This is a genomic window from Actinosynnema sp. CS-041913, from assembly GCF_050942485.1.
Taxonomy (GTDB): domain Bacteria; phylum Actinomycetota; class Actinomycetes; order Mycobacteriales; family Pseudonocardiaceae; genus Actinosynnema.
Genome location: NZ_CP192037.1, coordinates 6619360 through 6639735 on the forward strand (window position 1 = coordinate 6619360; position 20376 = coordinate 6639735).

A 20376-nucleotide genomic window follows, 5' to 3' on the forward strand; every position below is an offset into this window, starting at 1 on the left:
TTTTCTAGGCCGCGGCGGGTGCCACGTCGAACTGCGTGCGGTGCAGTTCGGCGTAGCGCCCGTCCGCGGCGAGCAGTTCGGCGTGCGTGCCCCGTTCCACGATCCGGCCGGCCTCCACGACCAGGATCTGGTCGGCCGCCCTGATCGTGGACAGCCGGTGCGCGATCACCAGCGCGGTGCGCCCGTGCAACGCCTCGGCCAACGCGGCCTGCACCGCCGCCTCCGACTCGGAGTCCAGGTGCGCGGTCGCCTCGTCCAGGATCACCACCCGGGGCCTGGCCAGCAGCAGCCGCGCGATGGTCAACCGCTGCCGCTCGCCGCCGGAGAGCCGGTAGCCCCGCTCCCCCACCACGGTGTCGAGCCCGTCGGGCAACGACTCGACCAGCGGCCGGAGCCGGGCGCGCTCCAGGGCGTCCCACAGCTCCTCCTCGGTCGCCTCGGGACGCGGGTAGGCCAGGTTCGCGCGGATCGAGTCGTGGAACAGGTGCCCGTCCTGGGTGACGACGCCCACCCCGCCGCGCAGCGAGTCGAGCTTCAGCTCGCGGACGTCCACACCGGACAGCGTGATCGAGCCCTCGTCCACGTCGTAGAGCCGCGGCACCAGCGAGGCGATGGTGGACTTGCCCGCCCCCGACGACCCGACCAGCGCGACGAGCTGACCGGGCTCGGCCCGGAAGCTGATGCCGTGCAGCACTTCCTCGCCGCCGCGGGTGTCCAGGGTGGCCACCGATTCGAGCGAGGCCAGCGACACCTTCTCCGCCGAGGGGTAGCCGAACCGCACGTTGTCGAACTCCACCGACAACGGCCCGTCGGGCACCGGCACCGCGCGCGGCGACTCGTCGATCATCGGCTTGAGGTCGAGCACTTCGAAGACCCGCTCGAACGAGACCAGCGCGGTCATGATGTCGACCCGCGCGTTGGCCAGCGCGGTCAGCGGCGAGTAGAGGCGGCTGAGCAGGAGCGCCAGCGACACGACGGTGCCGGCGGCGAGGTGGCCGGTCAGCGCGAGGTAGCCGCCCAGCCCGTAGACCAGCGCCTGGGCGAGCGCGGAGACCAGCGTCAGGCCCGTCATGAACCACCGGGTGGCCATCGCGGTGCGGATGCCGATGTCCCGGACGCGCGCGGCCCGTTCCCCGAACTCGGCGACCTCGGCCTTCGGCCGGCCGAACAGCTTCACCAGGGTCGCGCCGGGGGCGGAGAACCGCTCGGTCATCTGCGTGGTCATGCCGGCGTTGAGCGTGGCCGCTTCCCGCTGCAGGTCGGCCATCCGCGTGCCCATCCGGCGGGCGGGCAGCACGAACACCGGCAGCAGCACCAGCGCCAGCGCCGTGACCTGCCACGACAGCGTGAACATGACACCGAGCGACAGACCGAGCTGGATGACGTTGGTGACGACCCCGGACAGCGTCGAGGTGAACGCCCGCTGCGCCCCGATGACGTCGTTGTTGAGCCGGCTGACCAGCGCACCGGTGCGGGTGCGGGTGAAGAACGCGATCGGCATCCGCTGCACGTGCTCGAAGACGGCCCGCCGCAGGTCGTGGATCAGGCCTTCGCCGATCCGCGACGACTGCCACCGCTCGACCAGCCCGAGACCGGCGTCCACCACGGCGATCCCGGCGATCACCACGGCCAGCCACACCACGACGGAGACGTCCCGCCCGCCCACGATGGCGTCGACCACCCGCCCCGCGAGCACCGGTGTGCTCACCGCGAGGACCGAGGACACCACGGTCAGCAGCAGGAACACCACCAGCTTCGCCCGATGCGGACGGGCGAACGCGACCACCCGCCGGAACGTGCCCCGCCGCACCCCTTTGGGCGCGCCGGAAGCCGCCATCGCACTACGCATCAAGCCCCAGGAACCGTCCACGCAAGACTGGAACACGGGAGCGCCCGGCTGACTTCCCGAATACGCCCACGGCGAACCACCGGCCGCCGTTCAGCCGGTTTCGGAGCAGGCCTCCAGAGCCGGCCGCCACTCGGCCGATCCCCGAAGCAGACCTCCAGAGCCGGCCGCCGTTCAGCCGGTCTCCGGAGCAGACCTCCAGAGCCGACCGCCGTGACTCAGCCCGGCGTGGAGCCGGCCGCGAGCGCCGACAGCTCGGCGAGCCGCCGGAGCTGGGCCGTGCGCTCGGCGTGTAGCTGCTCCTCCTCGGACGCGCCGTCGGCCGCGTTCGCCAGCAGCGCCAGCGTCTCGCGCACCGCGCCGGGCATCGGGCGGAGCACCTGGGCGACCAGGTCGTCCACCGCCGCGGCCAGCTCGTCGCCGGGCACGACCGCGTTGGCGAGGCCGATCCGCAGTGCCTCCTCGCCGCCGACCCGACGGCCGGTCAGGCAGATCTCGGCCGCGCGGGAGTACCCGACCAGCCGCACCAGCGGCAGCGTGCCGCCCAGGTCGGGCACCAGGCCGAGGGACGTCTCGGCCATGCAGAACCGCACGTCGTCGGCGGCCACGCGGAAGTCGCACGCCAGCGCGAGCTGGAAGCCCGCGCCGATGGCGTGCCCGCGCACCTCGGCGATCGTCACCCGTCCGGGGTCGCGCAGCCAGCGGAAGCCCTCTTGGAACTCCGCGATCAGCGCCGCGCCGCCCTCGGGGCCCCGCAGCGTGATCTCCGGCAGACCGGGCTCGCCCTCGACCGACGCGCCGCCGAACATGCGGCGGTCGAGGCCCGCGGAGAAGGCACGACCGGAGCCCCGGACGACCACGACGCGGACGTCCGGGTCCAACTGCGCGCCGATCGCCCGCAACGCCGTCCAGGTGGACGGCGTCTGTGCGTTGAGCACATCGGGACGGTCGAGCGTGACCGTCGCACGCGGTCCGTCGACGACGAGCCGCACGCCACCGCGCTCCAGCAGGTCGGCGTCGATGGTGGTCGGTGCCGACATGCGCGAGACCTCCGGGTTCGAGAGGGCGCCGTCTCTCCTCGACGCCCGGTGTTACCGGAGAGTAGCTTACTTCTTCTTCGTGCGGGTGGCGCCACCGCGACCGCGAAGCTGCACACCGGACTCGCTCAGCACCCGGTGCACGAAGCCGTAGGAGCGTCCGGTGGACTCCGCCAACGCCCGGATGCTCGCGCCCTTTTCGTACTTCTTCTTCAGGTCAGCGGCCAGCTTGTCCCGCGTGGCGCCGGTGATCCGGGCGCCCTTCTTCAGGTCAGCCACCTTGTCCCGCCTTCCGTAGACAGCAGGTCGGGCCGTGAAAGCCCCTGTCGTCGCAATGATCGAACACGACGCCCAAGAAGGCCAGCCGATCATGCGAAAAGATCGGTGAGCGGTCGGTTGACCACTGAGAGTGGATCAGGGGTGACGGAGGGGAAACCCTTGGCTCAGGCCAACTGCACGAGCTCCAGGTACTCCTGGGACCAGTGATCCTCGGTGCCGTCGGGCAGCAGGATCACCCGCTCGGGCTCAAGCGCCTCCACCGCTCCGGGGTCGTGGGTGACGAGCACCACCGCGCCCTCGTAGCGGCGCAGCGCGTCGAGCACCTGCTCACGGCTGGCCGGGTCCAGGTTGTTCGTCGGCTCGTCCAGCAGCAGCACGTTCGCCGCGCTCGACACCAGGCCCGCAAGCGCCAGCCGGGTCTTTTCACCACCCGACAGGGTGCCTGCGGGTTGGTCGAGCTGCTCGCCGCTGAACAGGAACGTGCCGAGCAGCGAGCGGAGCTGCTGCTCCGGCACGTCGGGCGCGGCGTGGCGGATGTTCTGCCACACCGAGGCCTCGTGGTCGAGCGTCTCGTGCTCCTGCGCGAAGTAGCCGAGCTTGAGCCCGTGCCCCGCGATCACCTCGCCGCTGTCCGACCGCTCCATGGAGCCGATCAGCCGCAGCAACGTCGTCTTGCCCGCGCCGTTGAGCCCGAGGATCACCACCCGCGAGCCCCGGTCGATCGCGAGGTCGACGCCGGTGAACACCTCCAGCGACCCGTAGGACTTGCTCAGCCCTTCGGCGGTCAACGGCGTTTTTCCGCACGGCGCAGGCTGCGGGAAACGGATCTTCGCCACCTTGTCCGCCTGGCGGGTCTCCTCCAGGCCGGACAGCAGCTTCTCAGCACGGCGGGCCATGTTCTGCGCGGCCACGGCCTTGGTCGCCTTGGCGCGCATCTTGTCCGCCTGCGCCATCAGCGCGCCGGCCTTCTTCTCGGCGTTGGCGCGCTCGCGGCGACGGCGTTTCTCGTCGGCGGCACGGGCCTCCAGGTACTTCTTCCAGCCCATGTTGTAGATGTCGACCTCGCTGCGGGTCGCGTCGAGGAACCACACCTTGTTGACCACGTCGTCGAGCAGCTCGACGTCGTGGCTGATCACGACCAGACCGCCGTCGTGCGCCTTGAGGAACCCGCGCAGCCACGCGATCGAGTCGGCGTCCAGGTGGTTGGTGGGCTCGTCGATCAGCAGGATCGTGCTCGACTTCGCGCCCACACCGGCCTCGGACGCGGCGAACAGGATCCGCGCCAGCTCGACCCGGCGGCGTTGACCGCCGGACAGCGTGCGCAGCGGCTGGGCCAGCACGCGGTCGGCGAGACCCAGGTTGGCGCAGATCCGGGCGGCTTCACTCTCGGCGGCGTACCCGCCCAGCGCCGAGAACCGCTCCTCCAACCGGCCGTACTTGCGCACGGCGGCCTGCAGCTCGACGTCGTCCACCAGCTCGGCCATCGTGGACTGCGCCTTCTCCATGTCGCGCAGGAGCTGGTCGAGCCCACGCGCGGAGAGGACCCGGTCCTTCGCGACGACCGACAGGTCGCCCTCCCGGGGGTCCTGCGGCAGGTAGCCCAGCTCACCGGTGCGCCGGACGTCGCCCGCGTAGGGCTGGCCCTCGCCCGCGAGGACACGGAGGGAGGTGGTCTTGCCCGCACCGTTGCGGCCGACGAGGCCGATCCGGTCGCCGGGCTGGACACGCAGGGTCGCGTCGGACAGCAGGATGCGCGAACCGGCGCGCAACTCCAGGTCGGTTGCGGTGATCAAGGAAAACTCCGGGTGATTGTGGTCGTGCGGGGTCGACGGCGCGGGGAACTCGCGCCGGACCTACTCGATCAAGATGACCACGCCACCAGTCTACGGGTCCGCCGCCACCGAATTAGCCACATGTGTCCACCGGCATACATTGCGTGGATGACTACCGAGGACTTCGCGGGCAGAACGGCACTGGTGACCGGCGCGAGCCGCGGCATCGGCCACCGGATCGCACTGGAACTGCTCACCCGGGGCGCGTCGGTGACCATCACGGCACGCAAGCCGGAAGCGGTCGCCGAAGCAGCGTCGACACTGACGACCACGGCAGGCGTCCCGCCCGACCGCGTCCTGGCCATACCGGGCAACACCGGTCGCGCCGAGGACCGGGAGGAGGCCGTGACCCGCACCATGGACCGCTTCGGCAGCCTCGACGTGCTGGTCAACAACACCGGCATCAACCCCACCTTCGGTCCCCTGGTCGACGCCGACCTCGACGCCGTGCGCAAGATCTTCGACGTCAACGTCGTCGGCGCACTGGGCTTCGTCCAACTCGCGTGGAAGGCGTGGCAGGCCGAACACGGCGGCGCGGTCGTCAACATCGCCTCGGTCGGCGGCCTCCGGTCGACCGGCGTGATCGCGGCATACGGCGCCAGCAAGGCCGCGCTCATCCGCCTCACCGAGGAACTGGCCTGGCAACTGGGCCCGAAAGTCCGGGTGAACGCCGTCGCCCCCGCCGTGGTGAAGACGAGGTTCGCCGAAGCCCTGTACACCGGCCGCGAAGACGAAGCCGCCCACGCCTACCCCATGAAGCGCCTGGGCACCCCGGAGGACGTCGCCCGCCTGGTGGCGTTCCTGGCGTCCGACGCGGCGTCCTGGATCACCGGCGAAACCGTCCGCGTCGACGGGGGCCTCCTCGCCACCGGCGCCCTGGCCTAGGCAGTGTCCTGGTCAGGCGTCATCGAACCGGAGCACCGAAGACCTGGTGGTCGCCCGCCGCGTGAGCCCTGTGCGGCATGGTGGGCGACCTGGTCCTGGTCGATGTGCGAGCAGGCCTTGTCCGCCCACCACCGGACAAACCCGTCACCGCCCGGTCGGCAACGCCGGGCGGTCCGTGGTCATGGACGCGAGTGAGCAGCAAGGCATCGGACGACCGAGGCGGACGTCCGCCCCGGGCCGGCCTGCCCGGCCGTCGATCTTGACGTGAAGCGCGGTCGACAAGGAGTTCCGGATCGGTCCTCACGAACTCTGCGCGGCCCCGGTCTCGCGTACCAGAACGATGCCGTACACAACGGCGCCGGTCCCGACCGCGAGGAACATCAGCGCCCAGGCCCACCGGCTTTCGAGCTGCGCCCGTACCGGCTGCTCGGGGTCGTAGCGCATGGGCAGGTGGTCACCCGGCCGGTACACCTTCTTGCTGCGGCGCAGCGTCGTGGTGACCACCTGGCCGCCCTCGGCGGTGAACCGCACGGTCGGCACCAGCCACGAGCCGTCCTGCGCGACGCTGACCACTTCGGCGCGGGCGGAGGAACGGCCCAGTTCCGCCACCACCCCGGCGACGCCGAATCCGACGAAGACCAACCCCAGGATGACGACCACAACGCCTTTGACCACGCCCACGCCCCCCTCGCGTAGAACCTCTGCGATCAAGCGTACGGAGGGCAACTGGATGTAGGAGGGCATGACGCCGGCGGGGAGCCGAGTTTGCTGGCGGCTGGTGTCCGGCGGCGGTGCGGGGTCGATGATGGGACCTGACCGCCGGTGGGTGGCGCGTCCGGACCACCGCCTCGGCGGAGGTGGGCGGTGGGCTGCCGGTGGGCACGCTCAGGCGGTCCGCATCGGGCTGCTGCGCCGAGACCGCACGGACATCCCTTCGTCCGTCTTCGGCCTCGCCCATCTACGCATTACTCGTCCAGCCCAGCCGTACCGGGTTTGTCCGGTCGTTGTCGGCACCTCCTGTCTCGTGGGTGTTGGTGAGGTTCGTCGTGATCAGCGGGCCGCCGGTAGTGGAGCCTGCTGCTGAGGCGGTCGTTGCGGGCGTTGTTACGGCCGGTGTTGCGGTGGTGCCCTGGGTGGTGTCCGCGGCGGGGGTGGCGGTGGGCGACGGTCGGCCTGGGTCGGGGGTGTGGGTCGAGGCGGTGTGGGTCGGGTTGGGGGTGTGGGGCGGGCCGGTTGAGGTCAGGGGGCTGCTGCCCGTGCCGTGGGTGGGGGTGGTGTGGGCCGGGGTCGGGGTGGTCGGGGGTGTCTCCGTGTGGGGTTGGCTTGTCTTGGGCGCTTCGGTCGGGGATGGGACGGGGTGAGGGGCGTCGGTCGTCGGGTGGTGGGTGGTGGTCGCCGGTGCGTGTGGGGTTGCCGGGTCGGTGGTGTGGGTGGGTTGGCTCAGCGCGAAGCCCACTGCCACGACTAGCGCCGTGGTGCCCAGTGCGCTGCCCGCCACCAGGAACGTCCGGCGGCGGCCTCGGACCTTGTGGCCGTGGTAAATGATGTCCACCGCGCCGAACGTGCGTGGCCGAGGCTGGATGTTCAGCTCCTCGAACATCTCCTTCAGTTGGTCCTCAAGCATTGCGCGACACCTCCTGCCACAACGCACCGAACTCCGGTCCTAGCTTCTGCCGCAGCGCCTTGAGACCGCGGTTGGTGTTGCTCTTCACCGTGCCCACCGAGCAGCGCAGCGCCGCCGCCGTCTCCTCCACGCCCAGGTCGTGCCAGAACCTGAGCACCAGCGCCGCCCGCTGCCGCGCCGGAACCGTGGCCAACGCCTGCCAGACCACCAACTTGTCCTCGCTCAGCACGGTGGTCGCCGGCGCCTCCGGCAACTTCTCGGCGAGCTTCTCCCGCCGCCACCTCACCCGACGCCGCTCCGCGAAGAACGTGCGCACCACGATCTGCCGCAGGTAGGCGTCCAGGCCTTCCCGCCGGGCGAGCTTCGGCCCCGCCAGGTACAGCTTGAGGAACGCGGCCTGCACCACGTCTTCGGCCTCGTGGTGGTTGCCGCACAGCAGATACGCGGTGAAGCGCATCGAGTCGGCGCACCGGTCGAAGTGTTCGGTGAACTCCGCGTCCCAACTCACGCCGTCAGCGCCCCGTAGTGCTCGGCACCGCCGTCGGCTCCGGGTGGCCGGTGGTCGGGTACGGGGTGGGTTCGGGGCCCGGCCAGTCCGTGCTGGTCGGCTCCGGCGTCGTGGGAATCGGCGTCGTCGGGCGCGGGGTTGTCGGAACCGGTGTCGTCTGGGGCGGAGTCGTCGGCACGGGGGTGGTGGACGGGGTCGTGCCCGGCGGCGTGGTCGGGACGGCGGTCGACGTGGGCGCGGGCTGGCCGTTGCCGCTTTGACCGGCCAGGGCGGGCACGGCGGCTGCGATGCCGGCGAGCACGACGGCTCCGGCGGCCACTACTAGACGGGTGCACATGGCTTTCTCCTCGGTTTCCTGGTGGACCACCTCCGATCGGTGAGCCCCTCACCCTTATCCATGCGGTCGGGAGGGCTGGGGGTTGTCATGAGTTTCAGCGGGTTGCCAGCGACCTCGCGACCCGCGCCAACGCCTCGGCGAGCTGGTCGAACGGCAGGCCCCGGTCGACCAGCCAGTGCTGCACCTGCTCGGCCGACAGCGCCGCCAGCAGCACGTCCGCAGCGATGTCCGGCTCCGGGGCGCGGCACAGCTCCAGCAGGTACGCGCAGTGCCTGCGCCAGAACGCGTGCGCGCCGGGGCGGAAGCGCGCGCCCACCGTGGAGGTCTGGGACAGCAGCACGATGTCCAGCGAGTCGCGGAGGAACTCCAGGTAAGCGGTGGTGAACGCGACGAGCCGGTCGTCCGGCCCGACGCCGGGGCCCAGCGGCGCCGACCCGCCGAGGATGCCCTTCTGCAGTTCGGCCTCCCGCTGGTCGAGCAGGGCCGTGGCCAGCCCGGACTTGTCCCCGAAGTGGCGGTAGAGGGTGCCCTTGCCCACGCCCGCCGCGGCGGCCACGTCGTCCATGGTCACGTGCTCGACCCCCCGCTCGGCGAACAGGCGGGCGGCGGCCTCCAGCACCTTCGCCCGGTTCCGCACGGCGTCGGCCCGGACGGGCAGCGAGACCTCGAAGGGCAGCGTCCGGAAAGAAATATCGACGGGAACCTTTGACGAACCGGACCACGGTCCGCTACGGTCGGAATCCATGAAGCGGACTCTAGTCCGATTTGCCGAGGAAGGGAATCTGCCATGTCGAAGCTCCTGCACGTGTCCGCTTCGCCGCGCGGTGAGGCGTCCGAGTCGCTCGTCATCGCGTCGGCGTTCGTCGACGCGTACCGGGAGAGCCATCCCGACGACGAGGTCGAGCACTGGGACCTCTGGGACGGCACGCTGCCCGCCTTCGGCCGCGCCGCGACCGGGGCGAAGATGGCGGTGATCAGAGGCGTCGAGCCGACCGGTGACGAGGTCGGGGCCTGGCGCGCGGTGCTGGCGGCGGTCCGGCGGTTCACCGGCGCGGACCGGCTGCTGTTCAGCGTGCCGATGTGGAACTCCGGCATCCCGTACGTGCTCAAGCAGTTCGTGGACGTGGTGTCACAGCCGGGGCTGGTGTTCGGCCTGGACGCCGAGACGGGCTACCAGCCGCTGCTGGCGGGGCAGGGCAGACGGGCGGCGGTCGTGTACACCAGCTCGGTGTGGGGGCCGGAGGTCGGTCCGGCGTTCGGCTCCGACTTCCAGTCCACCTACTTCGACGACTGGCTCCGGTGGACAGGCATCGCCGACGTGACCCGGATCCGCCACCACCCGACCTTGACCGGCGACGTCGAGGACTCACGGCAGAGCGCCCTGGCCGCTGCCCGGGAGGCCGCCAAGACCTTCTAATCGCGCACGACGATCTCCACCGCGCGGGCCCGCCGGGCGGCGTCGTCCAGCACCGTTCGCCTGGGTTCCGGCACGTCCAGGATCCGGGGGGAGGCGCGGGCGAAGACCGGTTCCAGGCGGCGGTCGGCGCGGAGCAGGTCCAACGCCTGTCGGTCGCCGCCCAGCACCACGGCGTCCAACTCGGCCAACCGCGGGAGCAGGACTCTGACAGCGTCGTCGGCCGCGGCCTGCAAGGCGACCCGGGCCTGGCCTTCACGGCGGCGGGCGAAGCGCTGCTGGGACCAGCCTCCCGCCTTGTTGCGGCCGTGGACCTGGCGACTGTCCGTGGTCGAGACGAGCACTTCGCCGTCCTGGGCCACGCCGATGCTGTGCCCGCCGAGCCGCACCAGGAGCAGGCCTATCCGGCGCGACGTCGTGGCGTTGGCGAGGAGCGGGTCGATGGCAAGACCTTCGACCTCACCCATGGAGGTGAATTCGGCGTAGGCCGCTGTCACCTCTGCGGTGGCTTCGTCGCGCGCTGTGACCAGGACGTGGGCGGGGGTCGTCCGGGTGGTGGCGACGCCTTCGTGCCGGTCGGCGAAGCGGGCGAACCAGCCGGCCAGGCGTTCGGGAGCCACCTCGACCGCCCTGCCGCCGCCCGCCACGGGGCGGATCCTGGCCATGGTCAGGCCGTCATGCCGTCATGCGCTGTCATGCCGGGGCCACCGCCACCCACACCGGGAGTGGGTGGCCGCACTCGGCGGGCGACAGGCGCTGGACGGCGCCGAACCCCGCCCCGGCCAGTTCGTCCGAGATCTGCTCCGGGGAGAGCACCCGGTGGCGGGTGGCGACGGTGCTCGCCACCTCCCAGGTGTTCTCGCCCCGGACGAGCTGGACGACCTCCAGGGCGTACGACTCGCCGTCGGGCGACCAGTCCCACAACTGGACCGTCACCTGGCGGTCCTTGCCCCGGCCCGAGACCTTCGGCGGCGGGGCGGTGGGGCGCAGCAGGCTGAGTTTGTCCAGCTCGGGGACGGCCGCGACGAGCAGCCCGCCCGGACGCAACGCCTCGCGGGCGAGGTGCAGCGCGTGGGTCAGGGCGTTCTCGTGGGCCAGTCTCGGCAGCAGGTCGTCGCCCGCGCGCACCACGTCGACCGGGTGCGGGGAAGGGCTGCGCACGACGTCCAGCAGGTCGACCACCTGGTGCACGCCTGCCCCCAGCACCGCCGCGGCCACCTCGGTCAGCGGGTCCTCCGGCACGGGCACGAGGTCCTGGGCGGCGGTCACCGGGCACACAGTAGGGCCAACCGATCGTCTGACGCCATCCGACCGCACGCCGCTCCGGGCAGGGCCATAACGCCGCGCAGATACCCAAGAGGCCACTTCCTGGACCCCTTGCGCGTCAGGCACAATGTTACCGGCGGGTTTACACGAACCGAAGCTAGAGCAATCACCACTTGACAGAACCAGTGCCACCCCAGTGAACTCGTAACCCATATGGCCCAATCATTGACTCCACCTGGTAGGCAACGCCGCACTACATTGGCGGGTAGGGTCACTGGGGCGTGATCTAATGACAGCGGGGAGTCACAATGACCAACGCTGCCGGTCGACCCAACCTGTCCGTCGACGAACTCGACTCGACGGGACACGGCAGTCTTGCGCAGCTCCTGACCACGGGACCGTTCCCCGAGGCCTTGCGAGCCGCGATCAAAGCCAGCAGGCTGAGCCTCGACCGCATCCAGCACCGGCTCGCTCTGCGCGGGGTCACCATCAGTGTCGCGACGCTGAGCTATTGGCAGTCCGGCCGACGCCGACCCGAGCGACCCGAGTCGCTGGAGGCGCTGCGCCACCTGGAGACCGTGCTCGGCGTGCCGCAGGCAGGCCTGTCCGCGCTGCTCGGCCCACCGAGGCCGCGCGGCAGGCGCTCGCGACCCACGACGATGATGCCGATCGACGCGCTGTGGGCGCGTCGCGAGCGGGTCGCGAACCTGCTCACCAAGGTCGACACGTCCTCCGACGTGAAGCTCGGCCGGATCAGCCAGCACGACCGCATCGAGATCGCCGCCGACGGCGGCCAGCGCTCGGCGTGGGTGCGGCAGATCCTGCGCGCCGAGCAGGACGGCCCGGACCGCTGGGCGCTGGTGTTCGAGACCGAGGAGTCCGACGTCCTCCCCCGGGTCGCCAACCTGCGCAACTGCCACCTGGGGCGGGTCGCCGAGGACACCGACGCGAACATCATGGCCGCCGAGCTGATGTTCGACCGGCCCCTGACCAGGGGCGAGACCATCATCATGGAGTACGAGCTGCTGTTCGCCGAGGGCCACTACCCGGCGGGCAACAACACGTTCGCCCGCAAGTTCCGGCTCCCGGTGCGGGAGTACGTGATCGAGGTGCGGTTCGACCCGTCGTACCTGCCGTCGCGCTGCCAGCAGTTCAGCGTGCCCGCCGGTGACGACACGCCGTCGCGGCGGCGCAACCTGGCGCTGGACAACGCCGGCGGGGTGCACGCGGTGGCGCTGGGTTTCGGACCGGGCGTGTTCGGCATCCGCTGGGAGTGGCCGAAGTAGCCGAAGACCACGAGCGACGGCCCCCGGGGAGCGATCCCCGGGGGCCGTCGTCGTGTCAGCCGGACCGGCCGGTCACACGTAGCCGTTGACGTGCTCAGCCGGACCGGCCGGTCACACGTAGCCGTTGACGTGCTCAGCCGGACCGGCGGGTCACACGTAGCCGTTGACGTGCAGCGACACCGCGCGGATCGAGCCGCGGTCGGACGCCACCGAGTCGACCACCCGGAACGTCCACGTGCCGTCGACCGGCTCGGCGAGCAGCGCGCCCAGCGAACCGGTGGGCCGCCACGTGCCGGTGAACGGCGCCTGCGCCGAGACCACCGACGAGAACGGCTTCTCGGCGGAGTCGTCGAACACCACCTGGCACAGGTTCGCGCCCGTGCCGCCGCTGCGCTGGAACACGGTCGCCGACGCACCGGAAGGCGAAGTCAGCGTGCCCACCAGGTCTTCGACGTAAGTGTGGTCGATGCCGACCGTCGTCGCGCCGTCGGCCGCGCTGCATGTCGCGCCGTCCACCGAGAACGTGATCCTCGCCCCGTGCCCGACGCCGCTGACCGTGATCGGCACCGCCACGCCCACCGTGTCGTTGTCCGGGATCGCCACGACCGGACCGCTGTAGGCGAAGTGCTTCGCCTCCGGGGCAGGCCGACCGACCGCGATCGGGAACGTCCTGGTCGTCGGCGACGTCGCCCCGGCGTAGGTCACCCGCGCGTCGAACCGCACCGGCACACCGATCTGCGCGGACGCGGGCAGCGTCACCTTGAACGTGTTGGTCACCGTCTGACCGGCCTCGACGTTGCCGTAGTACTTCGACCGGGGCGCGATGGTCACCCCCGCCGTCGGCGTGGTCAGCACCAGGCTGGTCGACGCCGCCGGACCGTCACCGGAGTTGAGCACCGGCACGGTCAGCGTGGCCGTGGTGCCCGGCTTCAGGTACTGGCTGCCATCGCTGTCGTTGACCACCGAAGGCTTCTGCGCGAGGGCCAACGGCTGCGGCGACGCGCCCGTGTAGGCCAGCGCCAAGTCGGCCCGCACGATGCCCGCGCCGGTCCGGTTGTCCACACCGGCCTCGCCGATGTCCAGCGCGGTCGCGGTCAGCGCCTCCCGCACCTCGGCCGGGGTGAGGCCGGGGTTGCCGGACAGGATCAGCCCCGCGATGCCCGCCGCGTTCGGCGCGGACGCCGAGGTGCCGAAGAACGGGTCGAAACCGGTGACAGTGGTCCGCACCCCGTCGGCCGCCGTCAGGTCCGGCTTCTGCCGCACCTCGTCACGCGGGGTGCCGTCGGGCGCGAAGAACACCCGACGCGGACCGTCCGAAGTGAATCGCTCGGGCTTCTGCGTGCTGTCGAACACGTTCGGGTACGGCCCGCGCGGGTTCGCCGGGTCGCCCGGCTCCAGGTCGAGCGGGAACGGGACGTTCGCCGGGGCCGCCGCCACGCTGATCGCGCCCTTGGCCGCCGAGTGGCCGCGGGACACGCCGGGCGTCGAGTACTTCTTCAGCCCGTCGGACGAATCCTTGAACCGCCCGCCCAACGCCGACAGCGACAGGTACCTGTCCTCACCGCGGAACTTCACCACCGCCAGCCGCAGGCCGACCCCGCCCGCCGGCGTGTTCAGCCGCTCGTACGGATCCTGCGTGCCGTCCTGGATGTTCTGGCCGGCCGCCACCACGTTGCCCTGCGTGTTGGCCAGGTACAGGTCGTAGTCGTTGAACGAGGACGCCAGCGGGTCCGTCCAGAACAGCGTCACCGGCACGTTGCCCGAGCTGTCCGACAGCGGGTTGAACACCTGCTTCGCGTCGGGGCCGGGGTTGAAGTCGTGCGCGACGCCCGCGAACTTGCCGATGCCCACGCCGGAGTCGACGAAGTCGCCCTCCCAGTGCCCGGACGTGCCGTCGACGACGTTGCCCTCGTTGCCGGCGGACGAGAAGTACACCGCGCCGTCGGCGACGACCTGGTCCACCGCACGGGCGATGATGCCGTCCTGGAACGGCGACTCGTTGAAGTACAGGATGTCGTCCACGATCACGTCGCAGCCGAGCTGGAAACGCAGACCTCGGATGTTGTCCGCGAGGCTCGCGTCGCCGTTGGTCGCGGTCGCGAAGCCGAGGCTCGCGTTGGGCGCGATGTCGTGGAGGATCTCCAGCATCGCGGTGCCCTCGTCGCCCGAACCTTCCTGGCTGGGCAGGATGTCCACGGCCGGCAGCTCGCCCGCGGCCTGCGACGCGGGCAGCGACCGCACACCGTTGGACAACGCGCACAGCTTCACGCCCGTGCCGGTGACCCGATGGGTCTGGCGCGCGGTGTCGGCCGCGTGCGCCCGGTCACCCTCGTTGATCCGTGCGGCGGCCCCCGGAGCGGCCAGCGCGGCGAGGGTGCGGGCCTCGACCTCCTTGGCCTTCTCCTCCTTCGACGGGGCCTTGGCGTCCCGGCCGGCCCGGTCCTGCTGGTGGAACGACTTGTACTCGACGGCCGTCTCCACGCGACGGACGTCGGCACGTGCGGAGAACCCGCTCAGCGAAGCGAGCGGAACCTGGGCGCGGACGGTCTTGCCTTCGGTGGACACCGAACGGATCGCGCCACCCACGCCGCGGACCGCGGCGACCAGCTCGTCGGTGACCTGGTGGGCGCGGATGTCCACCACGACGGTGTTGCCGCTGTGCACCTTCACCCCGGTCTGCAAGGCCGGGAGCTTGTTGAACGCGGTCACGCTGGACCGCCGGCGCTGTTCCACGACCAGCGCGCTGTCCATCTTGGACTCGGCGGGCGTGACGGACCTCTTGATGGCCTGCAACGCGGCGATCTGGGCGGCGGTCCTGTCCTCGACGCCCTTGGTGGCCCTCGGGGGGTCGGCGGAGGCGGGCGTGACGGAGCCGAGCAGGGTCAGCAGAACCGCGGCACCGGCCGCGAGCAGGGATTTTCTTCGGAATCGGCGAATCGGTGAGCGCACAGGCGTTCCCCCACGTTGAGCGTGCCCCCGACGCACGCGACCACCGGCCGGATGTCTCCGGACCGAGGGGTCAACGTATTGCGCACAGATCAGTACCGTCTGCCACCGTTCGGCCTACTTCCCCGGCCCCAAGAGTCATCACAGTTCACAGTACGAACGCGTCCGTCCACAGTTGGCCGGTGCGCCCGGACAGCGCGTCGAGCAGCGCGGCGGCCTGGTTGTCGGTCAGCGACGCCACGAAGTCCACCACCGCCCGGCCACGCGCCAGCCCCCGGACGGCGTCCGGTCCGGACGGTGTCTCCCCCGTCGCGCCGACCAGCGCCGCCGGATCGGTGCGCGCCAGGACCGCGTACTCGGCACTCGCGAGTTCCACCAGGTCGTGCAGGCGGCGGGGCAGCCGGTCGGCCTCGTGCCGATCGGTCACCCACTGCTCCAACGCCTCCACCAACGCCGTCAGCAGCCGCGCCTGACCACGCTGGTGCAGAGCCAGATCAGGGCGCAGCAGCACGAACCGCCGGTGCACGAACTTCAGCACCTGCACCTCGTGCCACTGCCGAACGGCCAACACCACATGCCCGGACCTGGTCGTGGGCTTCTCGATCACACCGACCGAGTCCACCAGCCGCCGCGTCCACCGCGCGGAGAACGCCGCCACCGCCTGCTCAGCCTCCACCGAACCGTCGAACGGCACCGCCAGCAGCCCGTCGACCAGTTCCGCCCGCACCTTGCCGACGGCCTGCGCGAACGCGCCGTCGTCCACCGCCCACGAGTCCTTCGCGTGCAGCCGGCGGCGCAGCGCCTCCAGGGAACGGCCGGGCCGGCGTTCCTGCCCGGCGAGTTCGGCGGCGCTCAACGAAGCCAGTTCGACCGCGTGATCGAGCCAAGTGTTCAACTCGGCCGACACGGTGGCGTGCTGCAACACGCCGACGCGGTGGAAGTCCTCCAAGTCGTGGATCGCGTAGGCGATGTCGTCGGCGGTGTCCATCACGGACGCCTCGACCGTCTGCTGCCACGGCTCCAGCCGTCCCCGGTAGAACTCGCGGGCCTGGGACAGGTCGTCCAATTCGGTCACATAGGCCGAGAACTTCGCCGCACCCGTGCCCGGCGCGTCCGGCGGTTCGGCGCCTCCGCGCGGCGGCGCGGCCATGTCTTTCGGATGCGGCTGCGGAGAGGACAGCCGAGTCCACGGGTACTTGAGCATCGCCGCACGGACCGCCACCGTGAGGTCGAGCCCCACCGCGGCCGGACCGCGCACGTCCGTCGTGGTGACGATGCGGAACGACTGCGCATTGCCCTCGAACCCGTCGGACAGTCCGAACCGGTGCCGGGCCAGGCGGTCCAGCACCTGCTCACCGAGATGCCCGAACGGCGGATGTCCGAGGTCGTGCGCGAGGGACGCCGCCTCGACGACATCCGGATCACAGCCACCGAGCTTGTCGAGCACCCCGGCCAGTTCCGGCCGGGAGCCCAGGCGCTCGGCGATGGCCCGTGCGGCTTGCGCCACCTTGAGACTGTGCGTGAGCCGGTTGTGCACCAGGAGCCCGGACCCGGTGGAACTCACCACCTGGGTGACGCCGCCGAGCCGGGCGAAGAACGGCGAGCTGGCCACCCGGTCGCGGTCCACGCGGAACGGGCTGGCCGCCAGGTCGGCCGGGACGGGCGTCGTGCTGTCGCCACCGGACCTGCGGAGCGTCCTCGGGTCGTCGCGCTCGCGGTGCATGGCAAGAAAATAGACCGTGCGCGGCCCGGAGGCAGCTCCACGAACGCACAAAGCAGGGAAAGAATGTTCGGCGGCGTCCTACTCTCCCACACCCTCACGAGTGCAGTACCATCGGCGCTGGAAGGCTTAACTACCGGGTTCGGAATGGGACCGGGTGTTCCCCCTCCGCCATGACCACCGAAACACTATGAAATTACCAACCACAGACACCCCGCGCCCGTACTCGGTCGCCTGGTGTGTCCGGTTGGTTCTTTCAGAACCGCACAGTGGATGCGTAGCATTTTCGTGACAAGTCCTCGGCCTATTAGTACCGGTCAACTCCAGCCGTTACCGACCTTCCATCTCCGGCCTATCAACCCAATAGTCTCTTGGGGGCCTTACCCCACGAATGGGTGGGATACCTCATCTAGGAACAGGCTTCCCGCTTAGATGCTTTCAGCGGTTATCCCTTCCGAACGTAGCCAACCAGCAATGCCCTTGGCAGGACAACTGGCACACCAGAGGTCCGTCCGTCCCGGTCCTCTCGTACTAGGGACAGCCTTCCGCAAGTATCCTACGCGCGCGGCGGATAGGGACCGAACTGTCTCACGACGTTCTAAACCCAGCTCGCGTACCGCTTTAATGGGCGAACAGCCCAACCCTTGGGACCTACTCCAGCCCCAGGATGCGACGAGCCGACATCGAGGTGCCAAACCATGCCGTCGATATGGACTCTTGGGCAAGATCAGCCTGTTATCCCCGGGGTACCTTTTATCCGTTGAGCGACCACGCTTCCACAAGCCATGGCCGGATCACTAGTTCCGACTTTCGTCCCTGCTCGACCCGTCGGTCTCACAGTCAAGCCCCCTTGTGCACTTGCACTCGACACCTGATTGCCAACCAGGCTGAGGGAACCTTTGAGCGCCTCCGTTACCCTTTGGGAGGCAACCGCCCCAGTTAAACTACCCACCAGGCACTGTCCCTGATCCGGATCACGGACCGAGGTTAGACATCCAGTACGACCAGAGTGGTATTTCAACGACGACTCCACAACCACTGGCGTGGCCGCTTCACAGTCTCCCACCTATCCTACACAAGCCGAACCGAACACCAATACCAAGCTATAGTAAAGGTCCCGGGGTCTTTCCGTCCTGCCGCGCGTAACGAGCATCTTTACTCGTAATGCAATTTCGCCGGGCCTGTGGTTGAGACAGTCGAGAAGTCGTTACGCCATTCGTGCAGGTCGGAACTTACCCGACAAGGAATTTCGCTACCTTAGGATGGTTATAGTTACCACCGCCGTTTACTGGCGCTTAAGTTCTCAGCCTCGCCCCGAAGGACTAACCGGTCCCCTTAACGTTCCAGCACCGGGCAGGCGTCAGTCCGTATACATCGTCTTGCGACTTCGCACGGACCTGTGTTTTTAGTAAACAGTCGCTTCTCGCTGGTCTCTGCGGCCGAAAAATCCTAGCCCGCATGGGGCTTCAAATCCCTCGGCCCCCCTTCTCCCGAAGTTACGGGGGCATTTTGCCGAGTTCCTTAACCACAGTTCGCCCGATCGCCTCGGTATTCTCTACCTGACCACCTGTGTCGGTTTGGGGTACGGGCCGCATGAACACTCACTAGAGGCTTTTCTCGACAGCATGGGATCACCCTACTTCGCCTCAATCGGCTATGCATCACGTCTCAGCCTGAATGACGTGCGGATTTGCCTGCACGTCGGCCTACACGCTTACACCAGTACTACCACTCACTGGCGGAGCTACCCTCCTGCGTCACCCCATCGCTTGACTACTACAAGTTCAGGTCCCGCGCTCCACAACCACAGTCGTCCGAAGACTTCCACGGCGCTTCGGGCGGTTAGTATCACAAGGTTCGCCATGGGCGCGTTCACACGGGTACGGGAATATCAACCCGTTGTCCATCGACTACGCCTGTCGGCCTCGCCTTAGGTCCCGACTTACCCTGGGCGGATTAGCCTGGCCCAGGAACCCTTGGTCATCCGGCGGCAGAGTTTCTCACTCTGCTTTCGCTACTCATGCCTGCATTCTCACTCGTCCAGCCTCCACACCTGGATCACTCCGGCGCTTCAATGGCTGAACGACGCTCCCCTACCCATCCCGACATAATCGGAATGACACGGCTTCGGCGGTGTGCTTGAGCCCCGCTACATTGTCGGCGCAGGACCACTTGACCAGTGAGCTATTACGCACTCTTTAAAGGGTGGCTGCTTCTAAGCCAACCTCCTGGTTGTCTGGGCGACCCCACATCCTTTCCCACTTAGCACACACTTAGGGGCCTTAGCCGGCGTTCTGGGCTGTTTCCCTCTCGACTACGAAGCTTATCCCCCGCAGTCTCACTGCCGCGCTCTCACGTACCGGCATTCGGAGTTTGGTTGATTTCGGTAAGCTTGTGGGCCCCCTAGACCATCCAGTGCTCTACCTCCGGCACGAAACACACGACGCTGCACCTAAATGCATTTCGGGGAGAACCAGCTATCACGGAGTTTGATTGGCCTTTCACCCCTAACCACAGCTCATCCCCCAGGTTTTCAACCCTGGTGGGTTCGGGCCTCCACGCAGTCTTACCCACGCTTCACCCTGGCCATGGCTAGATCACTCCGCTTCGGGTCTAGACCACGCGACTCTGACGCCCTATTCGGACTCGCTTTCGCTACGGCTACCCCACACGGGTTAACCTCGCCACGCAGCACTAACTCGCAGGCTCATTCTTCAAAAGGCACGCCGTCACCCCGAAAGGCTCCGACGGATTGTAGGCACACGGTTTCAGGTACTATTTCACTCCCCTCCCGGGGTACTTTTCACCTTTCCCTCACGGTACTAGTCCGCTATCGGTCACCAGGGAGTATTCAGGCTTAGCGGGTGGTCCCGCCAGATTCACAGCGAATTTCACGAGTACGCTGCTACTTGGGAACACTACAAAGAGATACCGGGTTTTCACGTACGGGACTCTCACCCTCTACGGCCGCGCTTTCCAGACACGTTCCGCTAACCACAGTATTTTCTGACTCTTCGCCAATCCGGCAGAACTGGCCAGTAGGTCCCACGACCCCGCACACGCAACCCCTGCCGGGTATCACACGAATACGGTTTAGCCTCTTCCGCTTTCGCTCGCCACTACTCACGGAATCACGGTTGTTTTCTCTTCCTGCGGGTACTGAGATGTTTCACTTCCCCGCGTTCCCTCCACACACCCTATGTGTTCAGGCGTGGGTGACCCCACATGACTGGGGCCGGGTTTCCCCATTCGGAAATCCTTGGATCTCAGCTCGGTTGACAACTCCCCAAGGCTTATCGCAGTCTCCTACGTCCTTCATCGGCTCCTGGTGCCAAGGCATCCACCGTGTGCCCTTAATAACTTGCCACAAAGATGCTCGCATCCACTGTGCAGTTC

General features: G+C 68.9%; 16 protein-coding genes and 2 rRNA genes. 4 read left to right on the plus strand and 14 right to left on the minus strand.

Features of this window, described 5'->3' with window-relative positions:
• Positions 1-4: 4 nt before the first annotated feature.
• The 4 genes from ACQPZF_RS29435 to ACQPZF_RS29450 all read right to left on the minus strand — a co-directional run bounded on the left by ACQPZF_RS29435 (position 5) and on the right by ACQPZF_RS29450 (position 4955).
• Entirely contained in the window at positions 5-1870 is a 1866-nt protein-coding gene (locus ACQPZF_RS29435; protein ID WP_433262428.1) for an ABC transporter ATP-binding protein, read from the minus strand.
• Positions 1871-2064: 194 nt separating this feature from the next.
• On the minus strand, positions 2065-2886 hold the full coding sequence (locus ACQPZF_RS29440; RefSeq protein WP_433262430.1) for an enoyl-CoA hydratase/isomerase family protein: 822 nt from the start codon (positions 2884-2886) through the stop codon (positions 2065-2067).
• Between the two features lie 66 nt (positions 2887-2952).
• The gene (locus ACQPZF_RS29445; protein ID WP_015103570.1) at positions 2953-3162 is read right to left on the minus strand and encodes a helix-turn-helix domain-containing protein; all 210 of its coding nucleotides are present in this window, start codon (positions 3160-3162) and stop codon (positions 2953-2955) included.
• A 164-nt stretch (positions 3163-3326) separates the two neighbouring features.
• Complete coding sequence (locus ACQPZF_RS29450) at positions 3327-4955, minus strand: ABC-F family ATP-binding cassette domain-containing protein (protein ID WP_433262433.1); 1629 nt, start codon at positions 4953-4955, stop codon at positions 3327-3329.
• Between the two features lie 147 nt (positions 4956-5102).
• On the opposite strand from ACQPZF_RS29450, the gene ACQPZF_RS29455 reads away from it, so the two are divergent.
• Entirely contained in the window at positions 5103-5879 is a 777-nt protein-coding gene (locus ACQPZF_RS29455) for an SDR family oxidoreductase (protein ID WP_433262434.1), read from the plus strand.
• Positions 5880-6179: 300 nt separating this feature from the next.
• Here the strand turns inward: ACQPZF_RS29455 and ACQPZF_RS29460 are convergent, their stop codons facing one another.
• From ACQPZF_RS29460 to ACQPZF_RS29470, 3 genes are all read right to left on the minus strand, one after another.
• Positions 6180-6554 carry a hypothetical protein gene (locus tag ACQPZF_RS29460; protein ID WP_433262436.1) on the minus strand — a complete coding sequence of 125 codons (375 nt, stop codon included), beginning with the start codon at positions 6552-6554 and terminating at the stop codon, positions 6180-6182.
• Between the two features lie 283 nt (positions 6555-6837).
• Positions 6838-7503: a hypothetical protein gene (locus ACQPZF_RS29465; RefSeq protein ID WP_433262438.1), complete on the minus strand. Its 666-nt coding sequence runs from the start codon at positions 7501-7503 to the stop codon at positions 6838-6840.
• Positions 7496-8011 (minus strand): SigE family RNA polymerase sigma factor, encoded by a 516-nt coding sequence (locus ACQPZF_RS29470; RefSeq protein ID WP_433262440.1) that lies wholly within the window; start codon positions 8009-8011, stop codon positions 7496-7498. The genes ACQPZF_RS29465 and ACQPZF_RS29470 overlap by 8 nt, the downstream gene beginning before the upstream one ends.
• A 17-nt stretch (positions 8012-8028) precedes the next feature.
• Between ACQPZF_RS29470 and ACQPZF_RS29475 the strand changes: the two genes are divergently transcribed.
• Positions 8029-8271, plus strand: a complete 243-nt coding sequence (locus tag ACQPZF_RS29475) for a hypothetical protein (protein ID WP_433262441.1) — start codon at positions 8029-8031, stop codon at positions 8269-8271.
• A 171-nt stretch (positions 8272-8442) separates the two neighbouring features.
• On the opposite strand, the gene ACQPZF_RS29480 is transcribed toward ACQPZF_RS29475, so the two are convergent.
• The gene (locus tag ACQPZF_RS29480) at positions 8443-9093 is read right to left on the minus strand and encodes a TetR/AcrR family transcriptional regulator (protein WP_433262443.1); all 651 of its coding nucleotides are present in this window, start codon (positions 9091-9093) and stop codon (positions 8443-8445) included.
• Positions 9094-9135: 42 nt separating this feature from the next.
• Between ACQPZF_RS29480 and ACQPZF_RS29485 the strand changes: the two genes are divergently transcribed.
• Positions 9136-9765 (plus strand): FMN-dependent NADH-azoreductase, encoded by a 630-nt coding sequence (locus ACQPZF_RS29485; protein ID WP_433262445.1) that lies wholly within the window; start codon positions 9136-9138, stop codon positions 9763-9765.
• On the opposite strand, the gene ACQPZF_RS29490 is transcribed toward ACQPZF_RS29485, so the two are convergent.
• Together ACQPZF_RS29490 and ACQPZF_RS29495 are read right to left on the minus strand one after the other, a co-directional pair.
• Complete coding sequence (locus ACQPZF_RS29490) at positions 9762-10427, minus strand: acVLRF1 family peptidyl-tRNA hydrolase (RefSeq protein ID WP_433262447.1); 666 nt, start codon at positions 10425-10427, stop codon at positions 9762-9764. The genes ACQPZF_RS29485 and ACQPZF_RS29490 overlap by 4 nt on opposite strands.
• Positions 10428-10455: 28 nt before the next feature.
• On the minus strand, positions 10456-11031 hold the full coding sequence (locus tag ACQPZF_RS29495) for a hypothetical protein (protein WP_433262449.1): 576 nt from the start codon (positions 11029-11031) through the stop codon (positions 10456-10458).
• Between the two features lie 305 nt (positions 11032-11336).
• Between ACQPZF_RS29495 and ACQPZF_RS29500 the strand changes: the two genes are divergently transcribed.
• Positions 11337-12314, plus strand: coding sequence for a hypothetical protein (locus tag ACQPZF_RS29500; protein ID WP_433262451.1), 978 nt, complete (start codon positions 11337-11339; stop codon positions 12312-12314).
• Between the two features lie 150 nt (positions 12315-12464).
• Here ACQPZF_RS29500 and ACQPZF_RS29505 read toward each other — a convergent pair whose 3' ends face one another.
• From ACQPZF_RS29505 to ACQPZF_RS29520, 4 genes are all read right to left on the minus strand, one after another.
• Complete coding sequence (locus tag ACQPZF_RS29505; RefSeq protein WP_433262453.1) at positions 12465-15263, minus strand: S8 family serine peptidase; 2799 nt, start codon at positions 15261-15263, stop codon at positions 12465-12467.
• A gap of 145 nt (positions 15264-15408) precedes the next feature.
• Entirely contained in the window at positions 15409-16983 is a 1575-nt protein-coding gene (locus tag ACQPZF_RS29510; RefSeq protein WP_433262455.1) for a deoxyguanosinetriphosphate triphosphohydrolase family protein, read from the minus strand.
• Between the two features lie 65 nt (positions 16984-17048).
• Positions 17049-17165 (minus strand): 5S ribosomal RNA (rrf, locus tag ACQPZF_RS29515).
• A 102-nt stretch (positions 17166-17267) separates the two neighbouring features.
• A 23S ribosomal RNA gene (locus tag ACQPZF_RS29520) occupies positions 17268-20347 on the minus strand.
• Between the last annotated feature and the right edge of the window lie 29 nt (positions 20348-20376).

What these genes read in the sequence shown, in the direction of transcription:
- ACQPZF_RS29485 (WP_433262445.1), top strand. Translation starts at nt 9,136, where the DNA reads ATGTCGAAGCTCCTGCACGTGTCCGCTTCGCCGCGCGGTGAGGCGTCC.
- ACQPZF_RS29480 (WP_433262443.1), bottom strand. Translation starts at nt 9,093, where the DNA reads ATGGATTCCGACCGTAGCGGACCGTGGTCCGGTTCGTCAAAGGTTCCC.
- ACQPZF_RS29440 (WP_433262430.1), bottom strand. Translation starts at nt 2,886, where the DNA reads ATGTCGGCACCGACCACCATCGACGCCGACCTGCTGGAGCGCGGTGGC.
- ACQPZF_RS29465 (WP_433262438.1), bottom strand. Translation starts at nt 7,503, where the DNA reads ATGCTTGAGGACCAACTGAAGGAGATGTTCGAGGAGCTGAACATCCAG.
- ACQPZF_RS29490 (WP_433262447.1), bottom strand. Translation starts at nt 10,427, where the DNA reads ATGGCCAGGATCCGCCCCGTGGCGGGCGGCGGCAGGGCGGTCGAGGTG.
- ACQPZF_RS29455 (WP_433262434.1), top strand. Translation starts at nt 5,103, where the DNA reads ATGACTACCGAGGACTTCGCGGGCAGAACGGCACTGGTGACCGGCGCG.
- ACQPZF_RS29510 (WP_433262455.1), bottom strand. Translation starts at nt 16,983, where the DNA reads ATGCACCGCGAGCGCGACGACCCGAGGACGCTCCGCAGGTCCGGTGGC.
- ACQPZF_RS29500 (WP_433262451.1), top strand. Translation starts at nt 11,337, where the DNA reads ATGACCAACGCTGCCGGTCGACCCAACCTGTCCGTCGACGAACTCGAC.